Consider the following 26,575-nt stretch of genomic DNA (forward strand, 5'->3'; position numbering starts at 1 on the left):
GGACAGCTCCTAGTCCGGCTCCATATAGGGGCGACGGAAGACCAAGGGACCGGTGTCGTGCGGACGGATGGCTGTCAGCGCCTGGGAGACCGCGGCCTCCAGGGAGCCGCTGGTGTCGATCGTGACGGCTTCCTCCCAGGGAGGCTCCCGCTCCGCCACGGCGGTGGCCACGTCGAGGTCGGCGTCGGAGGCTCCGGCGGTGCGGTCCGCCAGACGGGCCGCCGTCGTCTCGTCCGGGACCTGGCAGTGCAGGGCCACGAGGTCGGCGCCGGCGCCTTCGGCCACGCGCCGTGCGGCTTCGCGCTGCTCGGCGTTCGACCAGGTGGCGTCGAGGACGACGGACTCTCCGCGGGACAGCAGGGTGGCTGCGCGTTCCAGCAGGGCCGCGTAGGTGGTGGCGGTCCCCTCGGGCGTGTACAGGCCCTCGCCGTAGGGGGCGGCAGCGGACCGGTCCGCCGGGATGCCCGCGAGTTCCTTACGCAGCCGGTCGCTGCTGAGGAGCGTGACGCCCAGGCGGTCGGCCAGCGCACCCGAGAGCGTGGACTTCCCGCTGCCGGGGAGCCCTCCCACAAGGGTCAGGTCGACGGCGGAGGTACGCAGGTGCCGCAGGGTCGAGGCGATCAGGCGCCGTGCGGCGATGTCGGCGTCGGGCGCGCCCTGGCGGGCCTGGATCAGGGAGACCTTGGCGCGGACGAAGGCGCGGTACGCGACGTAGTGGTGTCGCAGGGACGGTGGCGCGGGGTCGCCGGAGTACTCGCTGTAGCGGGCGAGGAAGAACGCCGCCAGGTCCGGGGCGTCGAGCTGTTCCAGGTCCATGGCGAGGAAGGCGGCGTCGTCGAGGCCGTCGACGTAGCGCAGATGGTCGTCGAACTCCAGACAGTCCAGGACGCGGGGGCCGTCGTCGAGGCAGAAGATGTCCTCGGCGAGCAGGTCGCCGTGGCCGTCGACGATCCGGCCCTGCTCGATGCGCGTCTCGAACAACCGCTCGCGTCCGGCGAGATAGCGGCGGACCAGCCGCTCGATCTCCTCGACGCCCTCCGGCACGCCGCCGTCCACGGCCATCTCACGCACCTGTGCGAAGCTCGCCTCCCAGCGCGACGACAGGGCGTCCCGGGTGCCCTGCGCGTCCACCTCCGGTGTGCGGGGTGCGCTCGCGTGACGGGTGGCGAGCAGTCGGGCGACGGCTCGCAGGGCGTCGTCGACGACCGCGCCCTCCCGTACGAGCCGGGACAGGCGGCGTTCCGCCGGCATGCGGCGCATCGCCACGAGCGGCTCGGAGGTCTCCGTGTCCGGGACCCGGATCTCGCCCACGCCCAGGTAGACGTCCGGGGCGAAGCGGCGGTTGAGGGTGACTTCCCGCTCGCACGCGATCCGCCGGGCCTCCACGGTGGTGTAGTCCAGGAACTTCAGGTCGACCGGCTTCTTGAACTTGTAGGCGCGGTCGCCGACGAAGAACACGACCGCAGTATGGGTCTCGCGCACTTCTGCCCGCGGGAGCGCGCCGGTGTCAGAGCCGGTGTCAGGGGCGTCGTCCTGCCGGGGCGTGGCGGTGTGCTCCTGGCGTACCGTCGCGATCAGCTCGTTCAACGAGGTCGGCTCAGTCATGGGGGACGACGGCGACAGGGCAGCGCGCGTGGTGCAGGGCGGCATGGGCCACGGGACCGAGGCGGGGTGCGAGCGGGGGACGGTGCTTGCGCCGGCCGACGACCAGCAGTCCGGCGCCTTCGGCGGCGCGCACGACAGCCTCGGCCGGGCTTTCGAGCCCGACGGCGTCGACCGGCTCCACGCCGGGGAACTTCTCGCGCCAGGGGCGAAGGACCTCACCCAGCTGCTTCCGCGCTTCCTCCGTGATCCCCTTGGCGACGTCGTGATCCGCGCCCCACGGAGTGTGTGCGTGGAGCGGCAGGCTTCGGCCGTGGACGACCTGGAGGGGCACGCCGCGGGCTGCGGCGGCCTCGAAGGCGAAGGCGAGCAGGTCGTCGCAGGTACCGTGCAGCTTCAGCGCGACGACGACGCTCCGAGGGGCGGGCGACGTGCCCTTCTCACGGGGCTCGGGGCGGACCAGGGCCACGGGCCGCGTGGCCCGGGCCACGACGGCCATGCTGACGGATCCGAGGAAGTAGCTCTCGGCGGACGTCAGGCCGCGCGAACCCAGCACGGTCAGCTCGGCCTCCGATGCCGCCTTCACCAGGGCGTCCTGAGCGTCGTCGGCGACCAGGTTGCCGACGATCACGAGGCCCGGGTGACGGGCCTGCAGTTCCGCCTGCGCCTGGTGCACGAGCCGCTTCGCCCAGTAGTTCTGATCGATCTCCGACGCGGCGCGGACCGGCTCCGGCGCGAGATTGGGCCAGGCGTGCATCAGGCGCAGCGTGACCTTGCGCCGCTCCGCCTCGTCGGCGGCCCAACGCGCGGCGGCCATGCTTTCGGGTGAGCCGTCCAGGCCGACCGTGACGACGGGCTCCATGGGCACCTGCCTCCCTCTCGTACGAGGCCGCAGGGAGGGGCGCGTGGGCATCGGCACCCGAGGGCCGAAGCGCGCCCCTTCCTCTCATTCGAGGAGTACCTCAGATCGTCCTGCCGCGCATGCGGGCCGCGACATGAGCCGTTCGGGAGCGCTGTGGAGTCGTAGCTGCGCGCCGGAGGAGGCGGCAGATTCCCTGAAAGACGTACCCCGTTCGGCCCCTATCCGGGCCCGTCCGGCACTCGGAGAGCACGTCTACGGGAGCCAGGGTGGGGATGACAGGACGATCCACGATGCAAGGAGCGAACGATCATGTCAACGGACATGGAACGCCGTCGCAGCCGCTTCCCCGAGTTCCCCGACGTCAGGGACTGGTTCGGCGACCTTCCCCGCTTCCCCATGTGGCGCACGGCCTTCGGTCGGCACGCCATCCCGATCGAGGTGACGAGCGGGGGCGGGCAGTACGTGCTGAAGGCGGAGCTGCCCGGCGTGGACCCGGACAAGGACATCACGATCACGGTGGACGGCGACGTGCTCACGGTCAGCGCCGAGCACGAGGAGAGCAGCGAGACGAAGGACCACTCCGAGTTCCGCTACGGCTCCTTCGAGCGAGCGGTGCGCCTGCCGGAGGCGATCGCCCCCGAGGACGTGAAGGCGGAGTACGCCGACGGCATCCTCACCGTCAGCGTCGCCGTCCGGCAACCACAGGAGAGCCGCGCTCGCACCGTTCCCGTGACCCGCGCAGGGGACTCCGGCAAGGCGGAGTCCGCAGCATGAACCTCGGTCGGATCCCGGGCCCGTCCCGAGGGGCCGACATGATCACCCCGCGCTGAGCCCATGGCGGGTCGGCGCGGGTCGTCCCACCCGGAGGCCCGCCATGCGCGACGGAGAGACACCGACCCCCGGACAGCCGCAGCGCCCCTGGCACGACGGCGGCAACGGCGACTCTGCCGGTCCGGACGCCAACCTCCTGCGCCGTCCTTGCGACCGGACCCGTACCCGCTGGCACGTCGGCCTCGCCCTCGCGGTGCTCATCGCCTTGATCTGCGGTGCGATCGCGGGTGCCCGCATGTGGAGCGACGCGGCACGAACCGCCCGCGACGAGGCAGCCCACCGCCACGAGACCACCGCGACCACCCTCGCCCGCGCCACCAGCGCGCCGACGGCTGCCCGCTTCGGCACACCCACCACGCTCGTCGACGCCTCCTGGCGCGCCCCCGACGGCACACCGCGCACCGGCAAGGTCGCCGTCCAGCCCCGTTCCGCAGAGGGCACCACGGTGCCGATCTGGGTGGACGACGCCGGGGTGATCACCCGCGCCCCACGCAGTACGACTGAAGGCCACTTCGCCGCCGTCGCGGGCGGAACCCTTGTCGCCGGGGCGCTCGCCGCGACCGCCGCCGGCGTGGTCGGGCTGCGGCTGAGGCGCACCGAGGCCGCCACCCTGGACGACTGGGGGAGTGAGTGGGCCGTCGTGGAACCGCTGTGGACCCACCGTGGGCGTACCTGAACGGGCAGGAATCACGACCGCCTGTGGTGTTCGCGGCAGGCGGCAACGTTGGCAGCTGCGGGCGGTGCCGCTGGGCGCAGCTGCTAGCGGTCGCGTGCCAAAGGCCGCACTATCCGGATGAGGAATCGCGTGCCGCACGGGACTCGACCACGCATCCTGGGCCGGGAAAGATCTCTGACTCGTGACCGTCATCGTAGCGGACTAGATAGGGCGCTTCACCGTCGTGGCCGAGTACTTTCACGACAGTGGCACGGTGTTCGGGCGTTCCCACGGTTCTGCTGGTGAAGCGGAGCACGTCGCCTTCGTGCGCTTTCATCGAGGCTCACCTCGCTCGCTGGCGTCTCTTCCTTGTCTTTGATCAGGATGACTGCGGGAGGTGGCTCATGAGGAAGGGCCGTTCGGGTACCTCTGGGGGACGAGAGGGACCCGTGATCAGACTTGTGCGCGACGCGGCGCGGCTTGTGCCGGAGGGCGGGCGAGGTTCGTGGAGCAGGCGCATCCTGGATGGGGAACGAACCGTAGTGCCCCACCTGTACGTGTCTCGGTGCGGCGGAATCCCGGGCCTGGTGGCACGTGGCGCTGAGCGTCCTCTCGGGAGCGATCATGAGACTTGCCTTCCTCGAACCCCTCTACAGCCAGCCGGGTCCTTTCGCGTCTGTCTATCTGGACACCTCCCGCGATTCCGTCGTCGAGCATCCCGAGGCCGTCATGGAGCTGCGCTGGCGCCACCTTCGGGACGCCCTGGTGTCCGAGGGGGCGGATCAGGCATCCATCATGGCGGTGAGCGGCACGGTGGGCAGCGACACTGACATCCCCGGCACTCATGGGCAGGCGGTGTTCACCGCTCACGGGCGGCTGGCCCTGCTGGACGAGCTGCCCGTACCGCCCCCACGGGACACCGTGCGCTTCGGGACCCTGCCGGACACGATGCCGCTGATCGTCCAGCACGCGCCCGGAATCCCCTACCTGGCGGTGAACGTCCGGTACGGCGGCCGTCACTCCACGGACGCCGCGGACATGGTGCGGATCGACGCCGAACTCGGCACCTGGCCCCTGACCAGGGTCACGCCCGGACACCGTCTCCACGAGGAGGTCCCCGCCACCGACTGGCTGAACGCCGCCACAGAGTTCGGCAGGGAATTGGAAGGTCAGTCGCGGCCCATCGACGTCGAATCGGTGGTCGTCGCAGGAGACGTCTGGGCCCGCGGCATCCTCATCCGCAGGCTTCCGGCTTCCCTGCGCGGGCACGTCACCACGGTCGAGGGCGCGGGCGAGCAGAGACCGGGGAGGGCTTTGCTGGAGCGGCAGCTCGACGGCCTCTTCGAAGGGCGCTTGGCCGCGCACGACCAGGCGCTGCTGGATTCCTTCCTCGCCGAGCGCGCCCATGACGGAGCCGTCGCGGAGGGCCTTGCCGCCGCCGTGTCGGCGTTGCAGCGCGGCCAGGTCAAGGCCCTCTTCCTCAACAACCACCCCGAGTCGCTGCTCCATCTCTGGGTCGGCCCGGAACCCGGTCAGATCGCCGTCACGGAACAGGAACTGCGCTCCTACGGGGTAAGGGAGGCCAGCGAGGAGCGGGCCGACGCGGCCCTGGCCCGCGCCCTCGTCGGCACGGGGGCCGAACTGGTCGTGGTACCCGAGCAGAAGCTGCGACTGAGCGACGGCGTGGCCGTGCTGCTGCGCTACCCGAACCCCAATCGCCAGCGCGAACCGACCTCCGGGAATTGACTGCTGCCGTCACTGGCCCGCCGACAGACCAGGGTGCTGTGCCTGTCCCGGGTGCGGCGAAGCCGGGACACCGCCCCGACGCGCGGCTCCGACGGGGGAGCGCGCTCCTGGACGGACCGGCCTCGGAACTCCCCATGACCACGGTCGACTTTGTGCGGTGCGCGGAATCGTGCTGCTTTCACGATGGCGACGAGAGCACCTCGCTGTCCCGGTAGTACGGCCACCCAGCCGACCTGGCCCGGCAGGCCGAAAGCGCGCGACCGCTCGGTCGTCTCAGTGGCCGAGCAACAGCCGACCAAGAGGCGGGTCCTTTCGGCCCTGTGCGAAGACCGACGGGCGGCCGCATACTGGCCGGGTTCGAGGAGGTTCCCGTGGTCGAGCCCGAACGGAACCCGGAACTGCGCGCACAGCTCGAACGTTGGGTCGCCGCAGGGCTGATCGGCCCTGAGCAGGCCCAAAGGATCGAGCACGCCGAACAGACCCGCCGCAACGCCCGGAGGGACCGGGCGGGAGCAGGCGTTGCATGGGTCGTAGGCCGTGGCAGGGCGGCGCTGATCGCGGAGGCGCTCGGCTACCTGGGCAGCTTGCTCACCATCGTCGCGGTGCTCACCGCCGTCGATCAGCTGTGGCCCGACGCGCCCCCGGGTATGCGAGCAGCAGCTGCCGGACTGGCGTCCGTGCTGCTCGGACTGTCAGCGGGCCTCCTTCGGCCGCGGGGGGACGCCGCTCTGGGGCGGCTTCGCAGCGTGCTGTGGTTCCTGTCGGTCGCCGCGCTGGCGGCCTGCGGTGGGGAACTCGGCGCCGTGTGGCACCTCTCCGACAGCGGCACCGTCATGTTGGCGTCGGGGCCGGCGACCGCGTACGCGATCGTGCTGTGGCTGCGGACGAAGGCACCCCTCCAGCACATCGCGATGTTCGGGGGCCTGGCGACGGCCCTTGGCGCCGGGGTCGTCCGTATCGACCCCGACACACCGCTGTGGGTGTCGGGGCTGAGCGTCTGGCTGCTGTCGGTCGTCTGGGCTGTGGCCGTGTATCGGGGGCACGTCCCGCCGGCCGCCGTCGGTCTTCCGGTCGCTGCGGTGGGCTCGCTCATCGGGGCGCAGCTGATGATGGAGACCGCCGCAGGGCACGTGGTCGCCCTGGCCACCGTGGCCGGGGTGCTCGCGGCGGGCGTGGTCCTGCGCCGGATGTGGGTCCTGGCCGCCGGCGCTCTCGGAGTGCTCCTGACTGTGCCCCGGACGGCCGACCGCTATTTCCCCGACTCCGTCGCCGCACCACTCACCGTCCTCCTCGTCGGTGCCGTACTGCTCGGCGTATCGGTGTTTCTCCTGCGGCGCGCGGTGACAGGCCGGCCACGCGCGCACCACTGAGGGCGACCGGCTGGAGAAAGAGGACGTGTGTGCCGGCGGGCTGGGCCAGGCAGTCGCGCGGGGAGCCGAGGGTACGTCCGTGGCTGAGGCTGTGTGCGGAAGGCGTCGAGTCGGCGCCGGCCGTGTGCCTCACACGGCGGGGGCGTCGGCGACCGTGGTCTCACCACTCCTGTTCGCGAGGCACTCGGCGCCGACGGCGCCAAGTGGCCGCCCCGCTGCCACTACCAGCGACACCGTCGCACGATCGAGGGGCGGTCTCTTCGAGACCACCCCTACCAGCCACCGTCCCGATACACTCCAGTCGCCCGGCATCGTCCCAGGTCAGCCGCCAAAGTCCTGCTGGAGTACCAGTCGCCTTGCTCCCTACCGGCGCGCCAGTTCCGACCGCCGATAGGAGTATCCGAAGTACACGCCCAGTCCGATCAGGAACCACACGACGAAGCGCACCCAGGTCTGCCAGTGCAGGAAGGTGATGAGCCACAGCGAGAAGACGACCCCGATCGCCGGCACCACCGGCATCCCGGGCGTGCGGAAGGTGCGCGGCAACTCGGGCTGCCGGTAGCGCAGCACGGTGACCGCCACACAGACCACGACGAAAGCCAGCAGGATGCCGATGTTGGTCAGTTCGGCTGCCGCGGTGATCGGCAGAAAGCCGGCGATGACCGCCGACACCGCTCCGACGATCCAGGTCACGCGCGTGGGTACGTGGCGTGTGGGATGCGTCTTCGCGAACCACTTCGGCAGCAGTCCGTCGCGGCTCATCGCGAACCACACGCGGGTGACGCCGAGCATGAACGTGAACATCACGGTGAGGATGCCGATGATCGCCCCGACCGCGATGACGTCGGCGATGCCGTCGAGTCCGACGGACTTGAACGCTGTCGAGAACCCGCTCTCCGGGTCGATGTCCTGGTAGTTCTGCATGCCGGTCAGCACCATGCACGCCGCCACGTAGAGCACCATCGCGATGGACAGCGAGAGGATGATCGCCTTCGGCATGTGACGCCGGGCGTCGTGGGACTCCTCGGCGGCGGTGCTCATGGCGTCGTACCCGAACACGGCGAAGAACACGGTCGCGGCCCCGGTGAACGCTCCGCTGACCCCGAAGGGGAAGAACGGGGCGTAGTTCGCGGTGTCGATGTGGAAGGCACCGACGCCGATGACCAGCAGGACCACCAGGACCTTCAGCACCACCACGGTGGTCTCGAAGCGCGCCGCCCTCCTGATGCCCAGATTCAGCAGATACGCGATGAACAGACACAGCAGGGCGGCGAACAGGTCGACCCGGTGCCCGGCACCCGTACCGGGCGCTCCCAGCATCCACGCCGGTGGTTCGACGCCCGCCTCGGCGACCAGGAAGCCGAAGTATCCGGAGACGCCGATGGAGACCACCGCGACGATCGCGGTGTATTCGAGCAGCAGATCCCAGCCGATGAACCAGCCCGCGAGCTCGCCGAGCACCGTGTACGCGTACGTGTAGGCCGAACCCGCCCTGGGGATCAGCCCGGCGAACTCCGCGTACGAGAGCGCCGCGGCGGCGCTGGCCACGCCCGCGATGAGGAACGACACCACCACCGCCGGGCCGGCCGTGTCGTTGGCGACCGCGCCCGCGAGCGCGAAGATGCCCGCACCGATGATCCCGCCCAGGCCGAGCGCGGTGAGCTGCCACAACCCCAGGGCCCGTTCCAAACGAGCGCCCTCGCTGGCGCCGGTCTCCTCGATGGTCTCGATGGGTTTGCGGCGCAGTACACCGCGGCCCGCCCCGAGACCGGCCACTGGACACCACACCTTCCTGCACGGCAGCCACTCCGAGCCCCGATCACGACGGCCGAGGCCCTGCCGTGCCGCGAGACGAGGACGGAACCGCTTGCGACCGTTGCGCCGGACCGGCGGGCGCGACCGCGCGGCGGGGGAAAGACACAAGCTATCGCTGTCCGGGCGACGTCCCGGCCCGGGCTCGCCGAGCGAAGCTCTCCTCCGCTGCAGGGTGTGCGGGAGCCGGTGCGGTCATCGTGCCCCCATATGATCTCGGCGGGCCGCCCGGACGTTCCAGGAGCCGCAGCGGGGACGAGGGCGTCCTCAACTCAACATGCAGGCGCCCGAGACCGCAGGCTCGGCATTACGCAACGTAACTGCCTGCCCTGGACGAACGTCGGCCAGGACGTAGGGAACATTCGCAATCCACGCAGCGATGTGAGGCCCGCTGACGGGCAGAGCTGTCCTGAGCTCTGCGGGTGCGGTAGGAGTGCGGGACGCAGAGGAAGCGGTGTGGCGAACGCCTAACGGGCCCCGATCGAGAGGGGACACAGCCGGATGGAATCGGATGGATATGTCCGGCCCTTCGGCATCGTCGCAGGTGAAACGCGTCACCGAAATGGGTTCGAGTCCCACCCGCCCCACATAGAAAAACGTTCTGACCTGCGGAAACGCCCCTGGATGGGTGTTTCCGCGTGTGGCGATCGCTGCTCATCGGTGTGGCGAAACAGGCGTCCCTGGCTTGTCTTGCAGGGGCCGTACCTTCTGACCTGCGGTTTTGGGTGGAGCGTGGGTGTGGAACCATATCGATGATCCCACGGCGATCCCACGGCTCCTGGGTGTGACGCGCCGCACATCGCACCAAATTTCTGTGCTTTGTCGGCGGCCCGCTGGCCGGATGGCCGGAGGCTTGCCGGTAGGGGTTGGGACCGCTCGCCGTCCTCCGTCGAGGCTGGCGGACGGATCCCCGACATCCGCACCCTGCACCCTGAGTGACGGGAACGCACGTTCTGATGGTTGTAGCGCCGGGGCTGTGGACCCAGTCTGCGAGCGTGCGGTGGCCGGTGCCGGTGGCGAACACCGTGCTCGTTCAGGCTGTTGAACGGCCTCACTCCAGGTCCCGTGGTCGGGTCACGGCGCGGCGTCGTGGGTTTCGCCGGAGCGCGCGCGGCGGTGCAGGAGCCGGCCGTGGGCGGCTTCGGAGTGGGTGACCACGTAGACGTCGATGTCGTCGCCCGAGCCTTCGATGATGGCCTCGCCCACGCCTCGGGAGAACAGCTCCTTGAGCCGGCTGCGCCGGGTGGCGCCGATGACGATCTGGGTGGCGTTGGCCTTTCGGGCGTACTCGAGGACGGCCTGGGCGGTGTCGTCCCCGGTCACCGTGTGGAAGCTGCCACCGAGTTCTTCCACCAGTTTCCGCTGGCGGGCCAGGAGCTTGGGGGATGCGGTGGCCAGCCCGTCGTCCCGTTCGACGTGGACGGCGAGGAACTCGCCGCCCGCGCCGCGCGAGGCGGTTCGTTTGCCGCGCCGGATGAGGGTGTCGCCCTCAGGCCCGCCGGACACGGCGACCAGGACCCGTTCGCGGGTGCTCCACGGCTGCTGGATGCCGTGGCCCTCGCGGTAGCGCAGGAGTGCCTCCTCGACCCGGTCGGCGGCCCACAGCATGGCGAGCTCGCGCAGGGCGGTCAGGTTCCCCAGACGGAAGTAGTGGGAGAGAGCGGCTTCGATCTTCTCGGGCGGGTAGACGTTGCCGTGCGCCATCCGGCGGCGCAGTGCCTCGCCGGACATGTCCACCAGCTCGATCTGGTCGGCCTGGCGGACCACGTCGTCGGGGACGGTCTCGTGCTGCTTGATGCCCGTGATCTGCTCGACGACGTCGTTCAGGGATTCCAGGTGCTGGATGTTGACGGTCGAGACGACGTCGATGCCCGCATCGAGCAGCTCCTCGATGTCCTGCCAGCGCTTGTCGTTGCGGCAGCCGGGCACATTGGTGTGCGCGAGCTCGTCGACCAGGGCGACCTGAGGGTGGCGGGCGAGGACGGCATCGAGATCCATCTCGGTGAAGGACGTGTCCCGATAGCGCACTGACTTGCGGGGCACGGTCTCCAGTCCCTCGGCCATCTGCCGCGTCAGGGCCCTGCCGTAGTCCTCCATGAACCCGATGACCACATCGGTGCCACGCTGGGCGCGGCGCTGCCCTTCGGCGAGCATGTCGTACGTCTTGCCCACCCCGGGAGCGGCCCCCAGGTAGACCCGCAGCTTGCCCCGAGGCATGTGCCCCACCTTCCGGACGGGCCGACCCCGCCGCTCCGATACGGGCTGGGGCGCCGATCACTCTCCCCACCATGGTCGCCCATACACAGCCGCCAGGTCTTCCGGCCGGTGCGGAGCCGGGCGGCCTCAGTCCAGGTGAGAGATCTTGAACACGAGCTGCGCGATCTCCCTGTCGGTCTGCTGGGACAGGTGCCGGATGTCGGACTCGGCGGCGTGCAGGAAGCCCTGTGCGCAGGAGGCGGCGGCACCGTCGGCCAGCAGCTGCCAAAGTCGGGGGTTGTCGGTGAGCAGGTTCGGGCCCAGGGAGATCCGCGCGCCGTGGACGTCCCGCAAGAGCACACGGCGTGAGGGGCCGGCCGACCACCACACGCACACCAGGCGGTCGGTCCGTACGGTGCGCCCGCGCACCAGCCCACGCGAGGCGAGCCAGCCTTCCCCTGCGGTGACTCGGTCCGGCAGCAGCACGACGAACAGCAGGACGGCGAGTCCGGCCCACAGTGCGCCTCGGACCGGCGTGAGCGTCCCGGCGACTCCGTCGACGAGGAGCAGGAGTCCCAGCAGAGTGGCGGCGCAGGTGATAGCGGTGCGCAGTGCGCCGGGCCAGCCCTCGTCGCGAGCCAGGGGCATGGATGACCGCGTGTGAGCCGGTGGGAGGCGTCCCATGCGATCGAGGCTAGAAGGGCGGGGGTGGTTTGCCGTGGATCTTGACGGGCCGCTGACGTGTTGTCTACGCGACTTTGTCGCCTGGCGTCCTCTGCGCCACTCGGCCGTATCGGCATCCCTTCCTCCTGGTGGCCGACTTACGCTCGCGCTGTGCCGAAGGTGACGGAGATGCTCAAGCGCCTGGTGATCGGGCGGGCCAAGCGCAGTGAGGAGCTGGGGGAGACGCTGCTGCCCAAGCGGCTCGCCCTGCCGATCTTCGCCTCCGACCCGTTGTCCTCGGTGGCGTACGCCACCCAGGAGATCCTGCTGGTGCTCACCCTCGGCGGGCTGGCCTATCTCCACTTCACGCCGTGGATCGCGGCCTCGGTCGTCGCGCTGATGACCGTGGTGGTGCTCTCGTACCGGCAGGTGGTCAACGCCTACCCGAGCGGCGGCGGCTCGTACGAGGTCGCCTCGACCAACCTCGGGCCGTCCGCCGGCCTGGTGGTGGCGGCCTCGCTGCTGGTCGACTACGTCATGACCGTGGCCGTCTCGGTCGCGTCCGGGGTGGACAACATCATCTCGGCGCTACCCTCCCTGGCCGACTACCGAGTCCTCATGGCGCTCGGGTTCGTCGCCCTGCTGACCGCGATGAATCTTCGCGGTGTGCGCGAGTCGGGCCGGCTGTTCGCCACCCCCACGTACCTGTTCATCGGCGGCGTGCTGATCATGGTGGGCACGGGCCTGTTCCGCTACCTGGTCGGCGACGCCCCGGTCGCCGAGAGCGCCGCGTACGGCATCACCCCGGAGGAGGGGGACGCGGACCTGGCGGGCCTGGCCTTGCTCATGCTCGTCCTGCGGGCCTTCTCCAGCGGCTGTACGGCCCTGACGGGCGTCGAGGCGATCTCCAACGGGGTGCCGGCGTTCCGCAAGCCCAAGCCACGGAACGCGGCGGCCACCATGGCGGCGATGGGCATCATCGCGATCACCATGTTCGCCGGGGTCACCACGCTCGCGATGATCTCCAAGGTGCACATCGTCGAGGACGCCTGCCGTCTCACCGGCCTCGGCGGTGACTGCGAGAGTTACACCCAGCGCACGGTCATCGCCCAGCTGGCCGCGTCCGTCTTCGGCGGCAACGACAGCGTCGGCTTCTACTACATCCAGGCCGCCACCGCGCTCATCCTGATCCTGGCCGCGAACACCGCCTTCAACGGCTTCCCGCTGCTGTGCTCGATCCTCGCCCAGCACCGCTACCTGCCGCGCCAGCTGCACAACCGGGGCGACCGGCTCGCCTTCTCCAACGGCATCATGGCCCTGGCGATCGTCGCCGGCCTGCTGCTGTGGTGGTACAAGGCGAACGTCACCAGCCTGATCCACCTGTACATCCTGGGCGTCTTCACGTCGTTCACGCTCTCCCAGAGCGGGATGGTCCGGCACTGGAACCGAGAACTGCGCACCGAGACCGACCTCACGGCGCGCCGACGCCACCAGCTGTCTCGGGCCATCAACGCCACCGGCGCGGTCGTCACCGGCTTGGTCCTGGTCATCGTGCTCGCCACCAAGTTCACCCAGGGCGCCTGGCTCGCGGTGCTCGCGGCGGTCCTGTTGTGGCTGATGATGCGCGCCATCCGCCGTCACTACGACCAGACGGCGGCCGAGCTCGCGGTCACCGACCCGCACATGGAGCGGCGCCTTCCGTCAAGGGTGTTCGCGATCGTCCTCGTCTCCACCGTGCACAAGCCGACCATGCGTGCCCTCGCATACGCGCGCGCCTTCCGGCCCGACCATTTGGAGGCGCTCACGGTGGCGGTCGACCGCGAGGGCCTTGACCGGCTACGCAGGCAGTGGGACGACTTCGAGATCGACGTTCCGCTGAAGGTTCTCCAGTCCCCGTACCGCGAGATCACCAAGCCCGTCGTCGAGTACGTACGCTCCATCCGGAACGCGGGACCACGCGACGTCGTCGCCGTCTTCATCCCCGAGTACGTGGTCGGCCACTGGTGGGAGAACCTCCTGCACAACCAGTCCGCCCTCTGGCTCAAGAGCCGCCTGCTCTTCACACCGGGCGTGATGGTGACGAGCGTCCCCTGGCAGCTCACGTCGTCCGCCCACGCCGATCACCCCGCCGCCCGCGCCCCCGGCGCGGTCCGCCGCGGCGAGCCGGTCACGCCCCACGAGCACGCAGCGGCCCGCCGAACTCCGCCGGACACGACTCAGGAGTGATCGGTGACCCGCTGGTGCCGGCAGCGGGGCCCGTGACGTAACGGACGTATTCGCGGGACAGCCGGAATCCGGCCGTCCAGGCGAGGAGGCGGCTGGGGCGGTTGTCGCGGGAGCAGGACCAGCTGGCCTGGTGGCCGCGTGCCGTGATGTCCTCGGTGAGGCGGGTGACGCACGTCAGGGCGAGGTGCTGCCGACGGGCGTCAGGCGCGGTGGCGCAGGCGATGTCCTCGTAGCGGTGGCCGAGCAGGCGGGTGCAGGCCACGGCGAGGACGCGGCCCCTGTGGAACGCCGCCCAGCCGAACCCGGAGGCGGCGAGAGCAGTGGGGCCCTCCCAGCTTTCGTGGATCCAGGCCATGGCGGGGTCGAGTGTGGCCAGCGCGGAGGCGTCCTCGGGGACGAGACGGCGGACGGTCACCCCGCGCGGAACACGGGGCGGGTCGACCGGGGTGCGGTGGATGTACAGCATCCGCTCCCACGGTACGAGCCGGTCGAAGGCCGCGTCGAGGACGGGCAGGAAGCGGTCGGGCGCCTCGACGTAGTGGCCGGCGAGTGCGGCCAGTCCGGCCGGAGCGACGGCGGTCGGGTCGCCGGCCAGGAGGGCGTGACGGGCACAGGAGACGGCGATCACGCGGGGCCGGTCCGGGCGGTCGGTCCACCAGCGGCCGTGGCCGGTGGCCAGGACGTGCTCCGCGAGGGCGGCGGTGCCGGGCGCGTCGCTCGGGAAGGCCCGGGCCGGCGCGGGTGGCTGGTGGGCGGGGTGCGGGATCACGGGTACCTCCGGGAACGGTGTGGGGCGGCCCCGCGCGGGGCCGCCCCACGGGGTCAGCGCTGGCCGGCCTTGCGGCCGTGGTTGGCGGCCTTCTTGCGGCGGGCCTTCTTCTTGCGGGCGCGCTTCGACATGGTGGGTCGCTCCTTCAGGCGGTGTGTCCGACGAGGAGGTCGGCGAGCTTGGTGAGGCGCTTGACGGTGCGTTCCTCGGTGGCGGCGGGCGCGGGGGCGACGCGCTGGTCGCGGTCGTAGTAGGCGCCGTTGACGATCTCGACGGCCGGGTCGCAGAGCCGTACGACATGGGCCGCGCCCTCGGCGGGGGCGCCGCCCTCGTGCGCGTACAGGGGCAGCAGGCTCGTGGCGCAGACGCCGGGGTGGACGGAGACGGCGGTCACGCGCGGGTCGGCGGCGAAGACGGTCAGGGCGAGCTGCGACTGTGCGTATGCGGCGAGGCGCGAGTACCGGCGGGTGCGGTTGGGGTCGTTCCACTGGATGGAGCCCGTGCGGTGCAGCGCGGAGGAGACGTTGACGACCCGGCCGCCCGGATCGCTGGTCAGGGCCTGCTCAAGCAGATGGGTGAGCAGGTAGTGCGCGAGGAAGTTGACCTGGAAGGCGATCTCGTTCCCGTCCGCGGTGACGGTGTGCCGCTCCGGAGCCGCCATGCCCGCGTTGTTGACCAGGACGTCCAGGTGCGGGTGGGCCTCGGTGACCCGGCGGGCGAGCAACTCGACCTCCTCCAGATGCGTGAAGTCGGCGCCGTACGCGCACAGTCGCTCCGCAGGCACCTCGGAGAGCGTCACCAGCCGGTCGACGGCGGCGAGCGCCTCCTCGGCGGTGCGGCCGTGCACGAGGACCGTGGCGCCGCGCTCGGCGAGCAGCCGCGCGGTCTGGTGGCCGATGCCGGACGTCGCTCCGGTGACGAGAACGGTGCGTCCGGACAGGGAAGAAGACATGGTTCGTCCAGGGGTAGGTGAGGTGGTGGTACGAGAAAGGGGCGCCGGACCGGTACGGTCACGGCGCCCCGAGGACTGCGGAGCGGTCGTCAGCGCGAGGCGGACGGCTCCGGACAGCGGGGCGTGCGACACGGCGACGCCTGATGAGGCGGCCGGTCGAGCAGGAGCCACGCGCTGTTCATGATGTCCATCGAACCCTCGCCGGAGGCCCCGTACAAGGAGAACGGTATTTCCCTTAAGTCCTCCTGACGAAGGTTCATCCCAGCCCGGGGACGGTCGAGACGAGGAGGTCGATGACCTTGATGCCGACGAACGGCAGGACGAGGCCGCCGAGTCCGTACACGGTGAGGTTGCGCCGCAGCAGGTCGTGTGCGGAGGCAGGCCGGTAGCGGACGCCCCGGAGGGCGAGGGGGATCAGGACCACGATGATCAGGGCGTTGAAGATGATGGCCGAGGTGATCGCCGAGGTGGGGCTGTGCAGGCCCATGATGTTGAGCGCTTCGAGTCCCGGGTAGGCGCCGGTGAACATGGCGGGGATGATCGCGAAGTACTTGGCCACGTCGTTCGTGATCGAGAAGGTCGTCAAGGCGCCTCGGGTGATGAGGAGTTGCTTGCCGATCTCGACGATCTCGATGAGCTTGGTCGGGTTGGAGTCGAGGTCGACCATGTTGCCGGCCTCCTTCGCGGCCGACGTGCCCGTGTTCATCGCCACGCCCACATCCGCCTGGGCCAGGGCGGGCGCGTCGTTCGTCCCGTCACCGGTCATCGCGACCAGATTGCCGCCCTCCTGCTCCTTCTTGATGAGGGCGAGCTTGTCCTCCGGGGTCGCCTCGGCGAGATAGTCGTCGACGCCCGCCTCCTGCGCGATGGCCTTCGCGGTCAGCGGGTTGTCCCCAGTGATCATCACCGTACGGATGCCCATGCGGCGCAGCTCGGCGAACCGCTCCTTGATGCCGTCCTTGACGACGTCCTTGAGGTGGACGATCCCGAGGACCCGAGGACCGTCCCAGTCGTTCACGGCCACCAGGAGCGGCGTGCCGCCACCGGCCGCGATCGCGTCGCTCCAGACCCGGGCCTCGCTCGGCACCGCACCGCCGTACATCTCCACCCAGGCGATGACCTGCGCGGCCGCCCCCTTGCGGATGTGGCAGGCGGCGCCGTTGTCCCAGTGCAGGTCGATGCCGCTCATCCGGGTCTGCGCGCTGAACTTGACGAAGCGGGCGTTCGCGAGCTCGCCCTCGGCCGGCGCCCGCAGGCCGTACCGCTCCTTCGCGAGGACCACCACCGAGCGCCCCTCGGGGGTCTCGTCGGCGAGTGACGACAGCTGGGCGGCGTCCGCGAGCTTTGCCTCCTCGACACCCGGCAGGGGTACGAAGTCGGCGGCCTCCCGGTTGCCCAGGGTGATGGTCCCCGTCTTGTCGAGGAGCAGGGTGTTGATGTCGCCGGCGGCTTCGACCGCGCGCCCGGACATGGCCAGGACGTTGCGCTGCACGAGCCGGTCCATGCCGGCGATGCCGATCGCCGAGAGCAGTGCGCCGATCGTCGTCGGGATCAGGGTCACCAGGAGGGCGACGAGGACGGTGGTCGACTGGGCCGCGTTCGCGTACGACGCCATGGGCTGAAGCGCGACCACGACCAGGACGAAGACCACCGTGAGCGCGGCGAGCAGGATGTTCAGCGCGATCTCGTTCGGGGTCTTCTGCCGCGACGCGCCTTCGACCAGGGCGATCATGCGGTCCATGAAGGAGTGGCCGGGGCGGGAGGTGACCCGGACGACGATCCGGTCCGACAGCACGGTCGTACCGCCTGTCACTCCCGATCGGTCGCCGCCCGCCTCGCGGATCACCGGGGCGGATTCACCGGTGACGGCGGATTCGTCGACGGCGGCGACCCCGTCGACGACGTCGCCGTCGGCCGGGATCAGCTCGCCCGCCTCGACCAGGACGAAGTCGAACATCCGCAGGTCGGTCGCGGCGACGGCCTCCGTCTCGGCCGTGTGGAGATTCGTGCCGTACCGCCAGTGCTTCAGGCGCAGCGCCACCGTGTCCGTCCGCGCCTTGCGCAGCGACTCGGCCTGCGCCTTGCCGCGGCCCTCCGCCACCGCCTCCGCGAGATTCGCGAAGATCACCGTCAGCCACAGCCAGACGCTGATCACCCAGGTGAAGACGGACGGGTTGACCACCGCGGACAGTGTCGTGAGGACCGACCCGGCCCCGACGACGAACAGCACCGGGTTGCGCACCAGGGCCCGGGGGTGCAGCTTGCGCACCGCCTCCGGGAAGCACTGCACCAGCTGGACCGGATCGAGCAGCCCGCCCTTCTCCGAGCGTTGCCGCCCCGGCCGGGGGGCCGGGGACCGGGGTGGGGATGACGGGGAGGGAGAGGCCGGGGGCGCCTGCGGAGGCGCTGCGGGATGCATCGCGGAGAACCTTCTCGACGAAGCCCGGCGGCCCGCGCGGCGGACGCCGGGGAGACAACGGACAGGGGAGGCCGCCGCCCCACGCCGTGCGGGCGCCTGGGCGTGCCCGGCGCCCACACGGTGGCTGTGGACGGGCAGCGACGATCGCGACGCGAGGGCACGGCAGCCGGATGGGAGGGCGGCACGTGCCCTCGCGGCCGGGGACGGTCAGGCCACTGACGTCCACGGTCGGGTGAGCGACCCAGGGAAACGTAGCTGTTGCTTCCTCGTCCGACCGGCCTCGAACGCCCGATTTGACGACCCTCTGACGGCGACCACCGCAGTCTCGTCAAGGTGGCGTCAAATTGAACTGAGGGGGCGTCAGGGGCGCATCAAGGAAGGGCGCTCGGCGTCGGACGGGGCCGCAGACTCGTCGCCACGGGGGATCGGACGACTGTCCGAGGCGTGAGGTGGGAGGGAAGCGTGGCCACCACGACAGGTATCGCGCACGGTCCGGAGTCGACGGCCCGGACCGACACCGAACGCCTCGGGACGGGCGCACGACCGGTGGGCCCTCCGGTTCCGCCGCCACGAGGGGGCGGAACCGGAGGCCCGTCCGGGTCACGCCCCCGTGTCCCGCACGGACTCGGAGCCCTGCGCCGGCGCTACGTGGAGAGCCTGCCCGCACGGCTGCGTCTGCTGCGGGGCGCCATCCTCCTGGCGACGGCCGGAACAGCAGCTCTGCTGCTCGTGGCCGGCGTATCCGCATCGGGCACCTGGGAAGCCGTCACCAGTCATCACACCCCGCGCACGGTGAGTGCCGCCGACCTTAATCTCGCCCTCAACGACATGGACGCCCAGGCGGCCAACTCCCTTCTCGCGAACGGCGACGCGGGCAAGGGCCGGATGACGGTCCCGTACGACAAGGCCGTCCGTCTCTACGACGAGGCCCGCCGGGCCGTCAGCCGCGAACTGCGAACCCTGGCCGTGGCGGCGGAGGGCGACCCGGAGGCCCAGCGCACCGTCGAAGCCCTCACCGACGACTTCGCCCGGTACCAGGAGCTCATCGGACGCGCCCTGGAGAACGACACCCGTGCCGGCGGCAAGCCCGCTGCCGTCGACGACTACCGCACCGCCACCGATCTGCTCTCCCAGCGGCTGCTTCCCGAGGCCCGCAGCCTCGTCGAAGCCAACGACGGCCAGTTCGAGGCCGCCTACGCGGCCGAGCGTTCCGCCCTCGGCACGGAGTCGGGGTTGTTGCTGGCTCTTGGCGTCGTGCTGTTCGCGGCGCTCGGCCTGCTCCAGTGGCATCTCGCGCGCCGCTTCCACCGCATCCTCAACTCCGGCCTGCTCGCCGCCACCGCCTGCGTCCTCGTGGCAGTGGTCCTCGGTTCCCAGGCCCTCACCACCACCTCCGAGCAACTCCGGGTTGCCCGCCGCGACGCCTTCGATTCCGTCGTCGCCCTCTCCCGGGCCCGCGCGATCGCCTACGACGCCAACGCCGACGAGAGCCGCTACCTCCTGGACAAGGACCACCGCGGCTCCCACGAGGCCGCGTTCCTGACCAAGTCGCAGAGTCTGTACGGGATCGAGGGCGCCGAACTCGCCTCGTACGACCGACAGCTGTCCGAGACCTGGCAGGCGTACCAGGCGGATCACGAGGACCGGAGGTTCACCGGCGAGTTCCGCCGGGAGCTGGACAACATCACGTTCGCCGGTGAGCGGGCCGCCGCCGAGCGGACCGTCGAGGCGTACGCCGTGTACCAGCGGGACGACAGGACGATCCGGGCTCTGGCATCAGCGGGCCGGGAGCGGGACGCGGTCGCCTTCTGCATCAGCTGGGATCCGGGGAAGTCCAACGCCCACTTCGGCGCGTGGATGAGCGCTCTCGACGAGGTCACCGAGATCAACCGCAGCGCGTTCGCGCAGGCGGCACGGGACGGCGAGGGGGCGGTCACGGGGCTCCTGCCCTGGGCCGGTGTGGCCCTCCTCGCCTCGGCCGTATTCACGGTCCTCGGCCTGCGCCCGCGCCTCGCCGAGTTCCGCTGAACGGAGGACCGTGCCTGGTCCGCCAAGGCGGCGTCAGTATCTCCGGGGCCGGTGCCAGAGAGCCGTCAAGGTGCCCGTGCGGCTGTCCCGCGCAGGGTTTGCTGAGCGGCAAGCGCACCCTCATGGACCGCGCTCCGCACCGCATCGCGAATCCTTCGGCAAGACACCAGGGAGTTGGTCGCTCATGAGCATGGAGAACGTCGTCGGGCTCATCGTCGCCGTCAGCCTCGTCGGCTACCTCGTGGCCGCACGCATCTGCCCGGGGAAGTTCTGATCCCGCACCCGCCCTGTGCGGCCCGTGCGTCCATACGCATTCCTGACGCCGAACTCGCGTGCGAGAGGCGACGCGGCCCCTGCCGGTCGGCAAGCTGTTCTGATGTGACGTCAACCATCCATCTACGTATGCCACTCGGGCAGCGATCGCAGCACATGGTGATCTGCGGAGACGACGGTCTCGCCCACCGCCTCGCCATCGAGCTCGACGCCGTCTGCGGCGAGGCGGTCACCGTCGTCCTGCCCTCGCGACGCGACGAGTACGGCGACGAGATCGCCATGCTCCACCGCGACCCCCGCTCGCCGATCGAGCTGCTGGTGTCCGCGCGTCCGGACGAGCGCACCCTGCGGGTGGCGGGGATCGAACAGGCCGCGGCCCTCGCGTTGACCTACGGCGACGACCAGGTCAACATGACCGCCGCGCTCCTGGCACGCAGTCTCAACCCGTCCATACGCCTGGTCGTCCGCATGTACCACCGCGAGCGAGGCCGCCATTTGGAGAGGCTTCTGGACCGGGCCGCCGGCGTCCAGGACCGGTCGGACGCCTCGACCACCGTTCTCTCCGACAGCGACACAGCCGTAGCCGAGTTGGTCGCGGCCGCGGCGGCCGGCCGCGGACACACCCTTCAGATCGACGGCAAGGTGTTCCGCGGCGTCGTGCGCTCGGCCGGAACCTCCCCGCGGTCCACCGACCTCGTCACCCTCGCCGTGCTCTCCGGAGCGCACCAGGACGACCCGGCCAGTGAGGACAGCGCGGAGACACCCGGCCTCGACGGCACGCAGCTGCTGCCCGACGCCCCCACCGCGGACCGCCGCCAGTTCACCCACGGCCGGCTCATGCTCGAAGAGGTCACCCAGCACCACGCCCCTCAGGCGCACGGGGAGAGACGGGGCTCCCGGGGCTGGCTGCGGGCCCGGCTCGCGCACCTGCCCTGGAAGGTCTTCCTCGCCCGTGAGGTCCTGGCCGTCTTCGGCGCGCTCGGCGCGATCGTCGTCGCCCTGTCCTTCGTCACCTGGCTGGTCGAGGACCTGCCGGTCTGGAAGTCGGTCTACCTGCCGCTCCTCGACATCTTCACCATGGGAGACCCGGCGACCGGTGAGGACGAGTCCCCGGCCCGGCGGGTGCTGCAGCTCATCGCCGGCTTCGTCGGACTCGCCGTGCTGCCCCTGGTGGTCGCCGCCACCATGAACGCCACCGAAGCCTTCCGCGCCGGCTCGGCCGGCCATCCACCGTCCGACGAGCTGACGGACCACATCGTCCTCGTCGGCCTCGGCAAGATCGGCACGCGTGTCCTGGCCCAGCTGCGGACCACGGACCACGAGGTCGTGGTCATCGAGCGGGACGCACAGGCCCGCGGCGTCGCCTACGCGCGCGAACTCGGCGTCCCGCTGCTCCTTGAGGACGCGGCGGAAGCGGGCGTGCTCGACCGGGCCAGGATCCGGCAGAGCAGGTCGCTCCTGGTCCTCACCCACGAGGATGGGGAGAACCTCGACATCGTCATGGCCGCACGGGAGATCAATCCCGGGATCGGGGTGGTGATGCGCCTGTACGACGACGACTTCGCCGCCACCGTCTCGGGCACGATGCGCGCGTCCTATCCGGACGCGCTGACCCGCACCCGCAGCGTCTCCGCCCTCGCGGCGCCCGCCTTCGCCGCCGCGATGATGGGGCGGCACGTACTCGGCGTCATGCCGGTCGAGCGTGGCTCCCTGCTCTTCACCGTGGTCGACGTGGCGGGCCATCCGGAGCTGGAGGGGCGCTCGATCCACGACGCGTTCCGCGAGAACGAGCGGCGCGTCCTGGCCGTGGGAGCCGCCACCCGGCCGCAGGCCCCCTCGGGGGACACCCTGGCCGGCTTCCGGACCGACCGCCGTTCCGGCTTCGACTGGCGACCACCGCAGGGGCGCGTCCTGCGAGCGGGGGACCGGGTGGTCCTCGCGACGACGCGTCGAGGACTGGACTTCCTGATGACGGGGGTGCAGCCGCACCCCTCGGAACGCAGGGAGGAACGAGCGACCGAGTGATCGGGTTCCGCCACTCGGGCCAGATCGGCGTAGGGGATGCGTCAAAAGAGCGCTGCGGGCCGCTAGGGAGGCGTTAACGAGGACTGTGGTGTGGCTGAAAAGGCTGTTTCCTCGTCTGGTCCGAGAATCCGTTCTTCACTCAGGAGCTCACGATGGCCGACGTGGCCTTCGTCGTCACCACGCTCGCGGTCTTCGCGCTGGTGGCCTTCATCGCCAAGGGGGTGGCCAAGCTGTGAACGCCGAAAACATCATCGGCCTCGTCGTGGCCGTCGCCCTGCTGGGCTATCTCGTCCTCGCCCTCGTCAAGCCGGAGAGGTTCTGAGTACGGATATGAGCCCCGTTCTTGCTGATGTGCTCCAGGTCACGGCGCTGATCGTCGCCCTGGCACTGGTCCACCGCCCGCTGGGCGACTACATGGCCCGGGTCTTCTCCTCGGAGAAGCACCTGCGGGTCGAGAAGTGGATCTACCGCAGCGTCGGCGCCAACCCGGACGCCGAGATGCGCTGGGCCGCCTACCTGCGCGGCGTCCTCGCCTTCTCCGCCGTGAGCGTCCTCTTCCTCTACCTGCTCCTGCGGATCCAGGACGATCTGCCGGGTTCGCTGGGCTTCGCGGCGATCACGCCGGACCAGGCGTTCAACACGGCCGCCTCGTTCGTGTCCAACACGAACTGGCAGTCGTACTCGGGCGAGGCGGCGATGAGCCATGTCTCCCAGACCGCCGGTCTCGCCGTCCAGAACTTCGTCTCCGCCGCCGTCGGCATCGCGGTGGCGGTCGCGCTGGTGCGCGGCTTCGCCCGCTCGCGTACCGGCGAGCTCGGCAACTTCTGGGCCGACCTGGTGCGCGGCACGGTCCGCATCCTGATCCCGATCTCGGTGATCGCTGCCGTGCTGCTGGTCGCGGCCGGTGCGATCCAGAACTTCGCCGGGATCCACGAGATCACCACGGTGACCGGGCAGACGCAGTCGATCAGCCCGGGTGCGGTGGCCTCGCAGGAGGCCATCAAGGACCTGGGGACGAACGGCGGCGGTTACTTCAACGCCAACAGCGCGCACCCCTTCGAGAACCCCAATGGCTTCTCCAACCTGCTGACGATCTTCCTGCTCCTGGTGATTCCGTTCTCGCTGCCGCGCACCTTCGGCACGATGGTCGGCAACGTCAAGCAGGGCTACGCGATCGTCGCCGCCATGGCGAGCATCTGGTTCGTGGGCGTGGTCCTGGTGACGTGGCTGGAGTACGCCCACCCGGGCACCGCCTCGCAGCTCGCGGGCGGCGCGATGGAGGGCAAGGAGCAGCGGTTCGGCGAGGGCGCCTCGTCGCTGTTCGCGGTCTCCACGACCATGACCTCGACCGGCTCGGTCAACTCCTTCCACGACTCCTTCAGCGGCCTGTCCGGCGGCATCCTGCTGCTCGGCATGATGCTGGGCGAGATCGCGCCCGGCGGTGTCGGCTCCGGCCTCTACGGCATGCTGATCATGGCGGTCATCGCCGTGTTCATCGCCGGTCTGATGGTCGGCCGTACCCCCGAGTACCTGGGCAAGAAGATCGGCACCCGTGAGATCAAGTTCGCCGCGCTCTACATTCTGATCACCCCGGCGCTCGTGCTGATCGGCACGGCGATCGCGATGGCCACCGGAAACGGTGAGTCGTCGATGACGAACACGGGTGCGCACGGCTTCTCCGAGGTTCTTTACGCCTACACCTCGGCCTCGAACAACAACGGCTCGGCCTTCGCCGGCTTCGCGGCCAACACCGAGTTCCACAACACGGCGCTGGGTCTGTGCATGCTGTTCGGCCGGTTCCTGCCGATGGTGTTCGTCCTCGCCCTGGCGGGCTCGCTGGCGGAGCAGAAGCCCATTCCCGAGACTGCGGGCACGCTGCGGACGGAGAAGCCGCTGTTCACCGGCCTCCTCGTCGGCGCCATCCTCATCATCACCGGTCTGACCTTCTTCCCGGCCCTGGCCCTTGGCCCGCTCGCCGAAGGACTGGCGTCATGACGATCAAGACAGACAAGACAGAGAAGCAAGAGAACCCGATGTCCGTTCCGACGACTCCGGCTCCCCACAGCGATGTGCCCACCGGGCACAAGCCCGAGGGCGGTCGCGTCGGCGGGGGCCTCTTCGACCCGAAGCAGCTGGTCAAGTCCTTCCCGGACGCGATCAGGAAGCTCGACCCGCGCGTGATGGTCAAGTCGCCCGTGATGTTCGTGGTCCTCGTCGGGTCGGTGGTCACCACCGTTCTGGCGATCAAGAACCCGGGCGACTGGTTCGGCTGGGCGATCACCGCCTGGCTGTGGCTGACCACCATCTTCGCCAACCTCGCGGAGGCCGTGGCCGAGGGCCGCGGCAAGGCCCAGGCCGACACCCTCCGCAAGGCCAAGACCGACACGGTCGCCCGCCGCCTGACCCAGGACGGCAAGGGCGAGGAGCGGGTCCCCGGCACCGAGCTGCGCATCGGTGACCTGGTGGTCTGCGAGGCCGGCGACATCATCCCCGGCGACGGCGACGTCGTCGAGGGCGTCGCGTCCGTGGACGAGTCCGCGATCACCGGCGAGTCCGCTCCGGTCATCCGGGAGTCGGGCGGCGACCGCTCGGCCGTCACCGGCGGTACGAAGGTGCTCTCCGACCGGATCGTCATCAAGATCACGACGAAGCCCGGCGAGACCTTCATCGACCGCATGATCAACCTGGTCGAGGGCGCCGCCCGGCAGAAGACCCCCAACGAGATCGCCCTCAACATCCTCCTGGCGTCCCTCACCATCGTCTTCCTGCTCGCGGTCGTCACGCTGAAGCCCTTCGCGATCTACGCGGGCGCCGACAAGCAGACGTCGATGATCGTGCTGACGGCCCTGCTCGTCTGCCTGATCCCGACGACGATCGGCGCCCTGCTCTCGGCGATCGGCATCGCCGGCATGGACCGCCTGGTCCAGCGCAATGTCCTGGCGATGTCGGGCCGTGCGGTCGAGGCCGCCGGTGACGTGTCGACGCTGCTGCTGGACAAGACCGGCACCATCACGCTGGGCAACCGGCAGGCTTCCGAGTTCGTCCCGGTCAAGGGCACCACCGAGGCCGAGGTCGCCGACGCCGCCCAGCTCTCCTCGCTGGCCGACGAGACGCCCGAGGGCCGCTCGATTGTCGTGCTCGCGAAGGAGAAGTACGGCCTTCGCGAGCGCCACCAGGGCGAGCTCGCGCACGCCACCTGGATCGAGTTCACCGCCCAGACCCGTATGTCGGGTGTGGACGTGGACGGCAAGCAGACCCGCAAGGGCGCGGCCGGTTCGGTCATCGCCTGGGTCCGCGAGCAGGGCGGCACCGTCGCCGACGACGCCGACACTCTGGCCAACAAGATCTCCGAGGCCGGCGGCACGCCGCTGCTCGTGGCGGTCAAGGACGACAAGGGTGCCCGTGTCCTCGGTGTCATCCACCTCAAGGACGTCGTCAAGGAAGGCATGCGCGAGCGGTTCGACGAGCTGCGCCGCATGGGCATCAAGACGATCATGATCACGGGTGACAACCCGCTGACCGCCAAGGCCATCGCCGAGGAGGCGGGCGTCGACGACTTCCTCGCGGAGGCGACCCCCGAGGACAAGATGGCCCTCATCAAGCGGGAGCAGGCGGGCGGCAAGCTCGTGGCGATGACGGGTGACGGTACGAACGACGCCCCCGCGCTCGCGCAGGCGGATGTCGGCGTGGCGATGAACACCGGTACGTCGGCCGCGAAGGAGGCCGGCAACATGGTCGACCTCGACTCCAATCCGACCAAGCTCATCGAGATCGTCGAGATCGGCAAGCAGCTCCTCATCACCCGAGGCGCGCTGACCACCTTCTCCATCGCCAACGACGTGGCGAAGTACTTCGCGATCATCCCCGCGATGTTCGCGGTCGCCTACCCGGGCCTGGACAAGCTCAACATCATGGGCCTGGCCTCGCCGGAGTCCGCGATCCTGTCCGCGGTCATCTTCAACGCGCTGATCATCATCGCGCTCGTGCCGCTCGCCCTCAAGGGCGTGCGCTACCGGCCCTCCAGCGCCGACTCGATGCTCCGCCGCAACCTGGGCCTCTACGGCCTGGGCGGCCTGATCGCCCCCTTCATCGGCATCAAGATCATCGACATGCTCATCGCTCTCATCCCCGGGATCGGCTGAACGC

At 70.3% G+C, this 26,575-nt stretch carries 21 protein-coding genes; 11 read left to right on the forward strand and 10 right to left on the reverse strand.

Going from position 1 to position 26,575, the window contains the following annotated elements; translation table 11 throughout:
• Window positions 1-9: 9 nt before the first annotated feature.
• Together ABT041_RS03245 and ABT041_RS03250 are read right to left on the reverse strand one after the other, a co-directional pair.
• Window positions 10-1,482 (reverse strand): bifunctional aminoglycoside phosphotransferase/ATP-binding protein, encoded by a 1,473-nt coding sequence (locus ABT041_RS03245; RefSeq protein ID WP_351178833.1) that lies wholly within the window; start codon window positions 1,480-1,482, stop codon window positions 10-12.
• Window positions 1,483-1,597: 115 nt separating this feature from the next.
• The gene (locus ABT041_RS03250; RefSeq protein ID WP_351178135.1) at window positions 1,598-2,464 is read right to left on the reverse strand and encodes a universal stress protein; all 867 of its coding nucleotides are present in this window, start codon (window positions 2,462-2,464) and stop codon (window positions 1,598-1,600) included.
• Between the two features lie 309 nt (window positions 2,465-2,773).
• On the opposite strand from ABT041_RS03250, the gene ABT041_RS03255 reads away from it, so the two are divergent.
• Together ABT041_RS03255 and ABT041_RS03260 are read left to right on the forward strand one after the other, a co-directional pair.
• Window positions 2,774-3,238, forward strand: a complete 465-nt coding sequence (locus ABT041_RS03255; RefSeq protein WP_351178137.1) for an Hsp20/alpha crystallin family protein — start codon at window positions 2,774-2,776, stop codon at window positions 3,236-3,238.
• A 100-nt stretch (window positions 3,239-3,338) separates the two neighbouring features.
• Complete coding sequence (locus tag ABT041_RS03260; protein ID WP_351178139.1) at window positions 3,339-3,971, forward strand: Rv1733c family protein; 633 nt, start codon at window positions 3,339-3,341, stop codon at window positions 3,969-3,971.
• 109 nt (window positions 3,972-4,080) lie between these two features.
• Here the strand turns inward: ABT041_RS03260 and ABT041_RS03265 are convergent, their stop codons facing one another.
• Complete coding sequence (locus ABT041_RS03265; RefSeq protein WP_351178142.1) at window positions 4,081-4,287, reverse strand: DUF1918 domain-containing protein; 207 nt, start codon at window positions 4,285-4,287, stop codon at window positions 4,081-4,083.
• A gap of 287 nt (window positions 4,288-4,574) precedes the next feature.
• On the opposite strand from ABT041_RS03265, the gene ABT041_RS03270 reads away from it, so the two are divergent.
• On the forward strand, window positions 4,575-5,696 hold the full coding sequence (locus ABT041_RS03270; RefSeq protein WP_351178145.1) for a baeRF2 domain-containing protein: 1,122 nt from the start codon (window positions 4,575-4,577) through the stop codon (window positions 5,694-5,696).
• Between the two features lie 371 nt (window positions 5,697-6,067).
• Window positions 6,068-7,066: a DUF2157 domain-containing protein gene (locus ABT041_RS03275; RefSeq protein ID WP_351178148.1), complete on the forward strand. Its 999-nt coding sequence runs from the start codon at window positions 6,068-6,070 to the stop codon at window positions 7,064-7,066.
• A 363-nt stretch (window positions 7,067-7,429) separates the two neighbouring features.
• Here ABT041_RS03275 and ABT041_RS03280 read toward each other — a convergent pair whose 3' ends face one another.
• The 3 genes from ABT041_RS03280 to ABT041_RS03290 all read right to left on the reverse strand — a co-directional run bounded on the left by ABT041_RS03280 (window position 7,430) and on the right by ABT041_RS03290 (window position 11,722).
• Entirely contained in the window at window positions 7,430-8,842 is a 1,413-nt protein-coding gene (locus tag ABT041_RS03280; RefSeq protein WP_351178151.1) for an amino acid permease, read from the reverse strand.
• Between the two features lie 1,110 nt (window positions 8,843-9,952).
• The gene (locus ABT041_RS03285) at window positions 9,953-11,095 is read right to left on the reverse strand and encodes a universal stress protein (protein ID WP_351178154.1); all 1,143 of its coding nucleotides are present in this window, start codon (window positions 11,093-11,095) and stop codon (window positions 9,953-9,955) included.
• A 126-nt stretch (window positions 11,096-11,221) separates the two neighbouring features.
• Complete coding sequence (locus ABT041_RS03290) at window positions 11,222-11,722, reverse strand: hypothetical protein (protein WP_351178157.1); 501 nt, start codon at window positions 11,720-11,722, stop codon at window positions 11,222-11,224.
• Window positions 11,723-11,926: 204 nt separating this feature from the next.
• Between ABT041_RS03290 and ABT041_RS03295 the strand changes: the two genes are divergently transcribed.
• Window positions 11,927-13,963 carry an APC family permease gene (locus tag ABT041_RS03295; protein ID WP_351178836.1) on the forward strand — a complete coding sequence of 679 codons (2,037 nt, stop codon included), beginning with the start codon at window positions 11,927-11,929 and terminating at the stop codon, window positions 13,961-13,963.
• On the opposite strand, the gene ABT041_RS03300 is transcribed toward ABT041_RS03295, so the two are convergent.
• The 4 genes from ABT041_RS03300 to kdpB (ABT041_RS03310) all read right to left on the reverse strand — a co-directional run bounded on the left by ABT041_RS03300 (window position 13,905) and on the right by kdpB (ABT041_RS03310) (window position 18,103).
• Window positions 13,905-14,732, reverse strand: coding sequence for a GNAT family N-acetyltransferase (locus tag ABT041_RS03300; protein ID WP_351178160.1), 828 nt, complete (start codon window positions 14,730-14,732; stop codon window positions 13,905-13,907). The two genes, ABT041_RS03295 and ABT041_RS03300, sit on opposite strands and share 59 nt — an antisense overlap.
• A 53-nt stretch (window positions 14,733-14,785) precedes the next feature.
• Entirely contained in the window at window positions 14,786-14,863 is a 78-nt protein-coding gene (locus ABT041_RS38985; protein ID WP_502976363.1) for a 50S ribosomal protein bL37, read from the reverse strand.
• A gap of 14 nt (window positions 14,864-14,877) precedes the next feature.
• On the reverse strand, window positions 14,878-15,684 hold the full coding sequence (locus ABT041_RS03305; RefSeq protein ID WP_351178163.1) for an SDR family NAD(P)-dependent oxidoreductase: 807 nt from the start codon (window positions 15,682-15,684) through the stop codon (window positions 14,878-14,880).
• 256 nt (window positions 15,685-15,940) lie between these two features.
• On the reverse strand, window positions 15,941-18,103 hold the full coding sequence (gene kdpB, locus ABT041_RS03310) for a potassium-transporting ATPase subunit KdpB (protein WP_351178166.1): 2,163 nt from the start codon (window positions 18,101-18,103) through the stop codon (window positions 15,941-15,943).
• Window positions 18,104-18,751: 648 nt separating this feature from the next.
• Between kdpB (ABT041_RS03310) and ABT041_RS03315 the strand changes: the two genes are divergently transcribed.
• The 6 genes from ABT041_RS03315 (at window position 18,752) to kdpB (ABT041_RS03340) (ending at window position 26,571) form a co-directional block, all read left to right on the forward strand.
• Window positions 18,752-20,131, forward strand: coding sequence for a GlnX family signal transduction membrane protein (locus ABT041_RS03315; RefSeq protein WP_351178169.1), 1,380 nt, complete (start codon window positions 18,752-18,754; stop codon window positions 20,129-20,131).
• Between the two features lie 184 nt (window positions 20,132-20,315).
• Window positions 20,316-20,405 carry a K(+)-transporting ATPase subunit F gene (locus ABT041_RS03320; RefSeq protein WP_351178172.1) on the forward strand — a complete coding sequence of 30 codons (90 nt, stop codon included), beginning with the start codon at window positions 20,316-20,318 and terminating at the stop codon, window positions 20,403-20,405.
• 128 nt (window positions 20,406-20,533) lie between these two features.
• Window positions 20,534-22,429 (forward strand): NAD-binding protein, encoded by a 1,896-nt coding sequence (locus ABT041_RS03325; RefSeq protein WP_351178175.1) that lies wholly within the window; start codon window positions 20,534-20,536, stop codon window positions 22,427-22,429.
• A 232-nt stretch (window positions 22,430-22,661) separates the two neighbouring features.
• Window positions 22,662-22,751 (forward strand): K(+)-transporting ATPase subunit F, encoded by a 90-nt coding sequence (gene kdpF, locus ABT041_RS03330; RefSeq protein WP_351178178.1) that lies wholly within the window; start codon window positions 22,662-22,664, stop codon window positions 22,749-22,751.
• Between the two features lie 8 nt (window positions 22,752-22,759).
• Entirely contained in the window at window positions 22,760-24,424 is a 1,665-nt protein-coding gene (gene kdpA, locus ABT041_RS03335) for a potassium-transporting ATPase subunit KdpA (protein WP_351178181.1), read from the forward strand.
• Window positions 24,421-26,571 (forward strand): potassium-transporting ATPase subunit KdpB, encoded by a 2,151-nt coding sequence (gene kdpB, locus ABT041_RS03340; protein ID WP_351178184.1) that lies wholly within the window; start codon window positions 24,421-24,423, stop codon window positions 26,569-26,571. Before kdpA ends, kdpB (ABT041_RS03340) begins: the two co-directional genes overlap by 4 nt.
• Window positions 26,572-26,575: the final 4 nt, after the last annotated feature.

This window comes from Streptomyces sp. NPDC002825 (genome assembly GCF_040295385.1).
GTDB lineage: Bacteria > Actinomycetota > Actinomycetes > Streptomycetales > Streptomycetaceae > Streptomyces.

Excerpts from the sequence above, each read along its gene's own strand:
- ABT041_RS03250 (WP_351178135.1), bottom strand. The coding sequence starts at position 2,464 with ATGGAGCCCGTCGTCACGGTCGGCCTGGACGGCTCACCCGAAAGCATG.
- ABT041_RS03255 (WP_351178137.1), top strand. The coding sequence starts at position 2,774 with ATGTCAACGGACATGGAACGCCGTCGCAGCCGCTTCCCCGAGTTCCCC.
- ABT041_RS03260 (WP_351178139.1), top strand. The coding sequence starts at position 3,339 with ATGCGCGACGGAGAGACACCGACCCCCGGACAGCCGCAGCGCCCCTGG.
- ABT041_RS03265 (WP_351178142.1), bottom strand. The coding sequence starts at position 4,287 with ATGAAAGCGCACGAAGGCGACGTGCTCCGCTTCACCAGCAGAACCGTG.
- ABT041_RS03270 (WP_351178145.1), top strand. The coding sequence starts at position 4,575 with ATGAGACTTGCCTTCCTCGAACCCCTCTACAGCCAGCCGGGTCCTTTC.
- ABT041_RS03285 (WP_351178154.1), bottom strand. The coding sequence starts at position 11,095 with ATGCCTCGGGGCAAGCTGCGGGTCTACCTGGGGGCCGCTCCCGGGGTG.
- ABT041_RS03290 (WP_351178157.1), bottom strand. The coding sequence starts at position 11,722 with ATGCCCCTGGCTCGCGACGAGGGCTGGCCCGGCGCACTGCGCACCGCT.
- ABT041_RS03295 (WP_351178836.1), top strand. The coding sequence starts at position 11,927 with ATGCTCAAGCGCCTGGTGATCGGGCGGGCCAAGCGCAGTGAGGAGCTG.
- ABT041_RS38985 (WP_502976363.1), bottom strand. The coding sequence starts at position 14,863 with ATGTCGAAGCGCGCCCGCAAGAAGAAGGCCCGCCGCAAGAAGGCCGCC.
- ABT041_RS03305 (WP_351178163.1), bottom strand. The coding sequence starts at position 15,684 with ATGTCTTCTTCCCTGTCCGGACGCACCGTTCTCGTCACCGGAGCGACG.
- kdpB (WP_351178166.1), bottom strand. The coding sequence starts at position 18,103 with ATGCATCCCGCAGCGCCTCCGCAGGCGCCCCCGGCCTCTCCCTCCCCG.
- ABT041_RS03320 (WP_351178172.1), top strand. The coding sequence starts at position 20,316 with ATGAGCATGGAGAACGTCGTCGGGCTCATCGTCGCCGTCAGCCTCGTC.
- ABT041_RS03325 (WP_351178175.1), top strand. The coding sequence starts at position 20,534 with ATGCCACTCGGGCAGCGATCGCAGCACATGGTGATCTGCGGAGACGAC.
- kdpA (WP_351178181.1), top strand. The coding sequence starts at position 22,760 with ATGAGCCCCGTTCTTGCTGATGTGCTCCAGGTCACGGCGCTGATCGTC.
- kdpB (WP_351178184.1), top strand. The coding sequence starts at position 24,421 with ATGACGATCAAGACAGACAAGACAGAGAAGCAAGAGAACCCGATGTCC.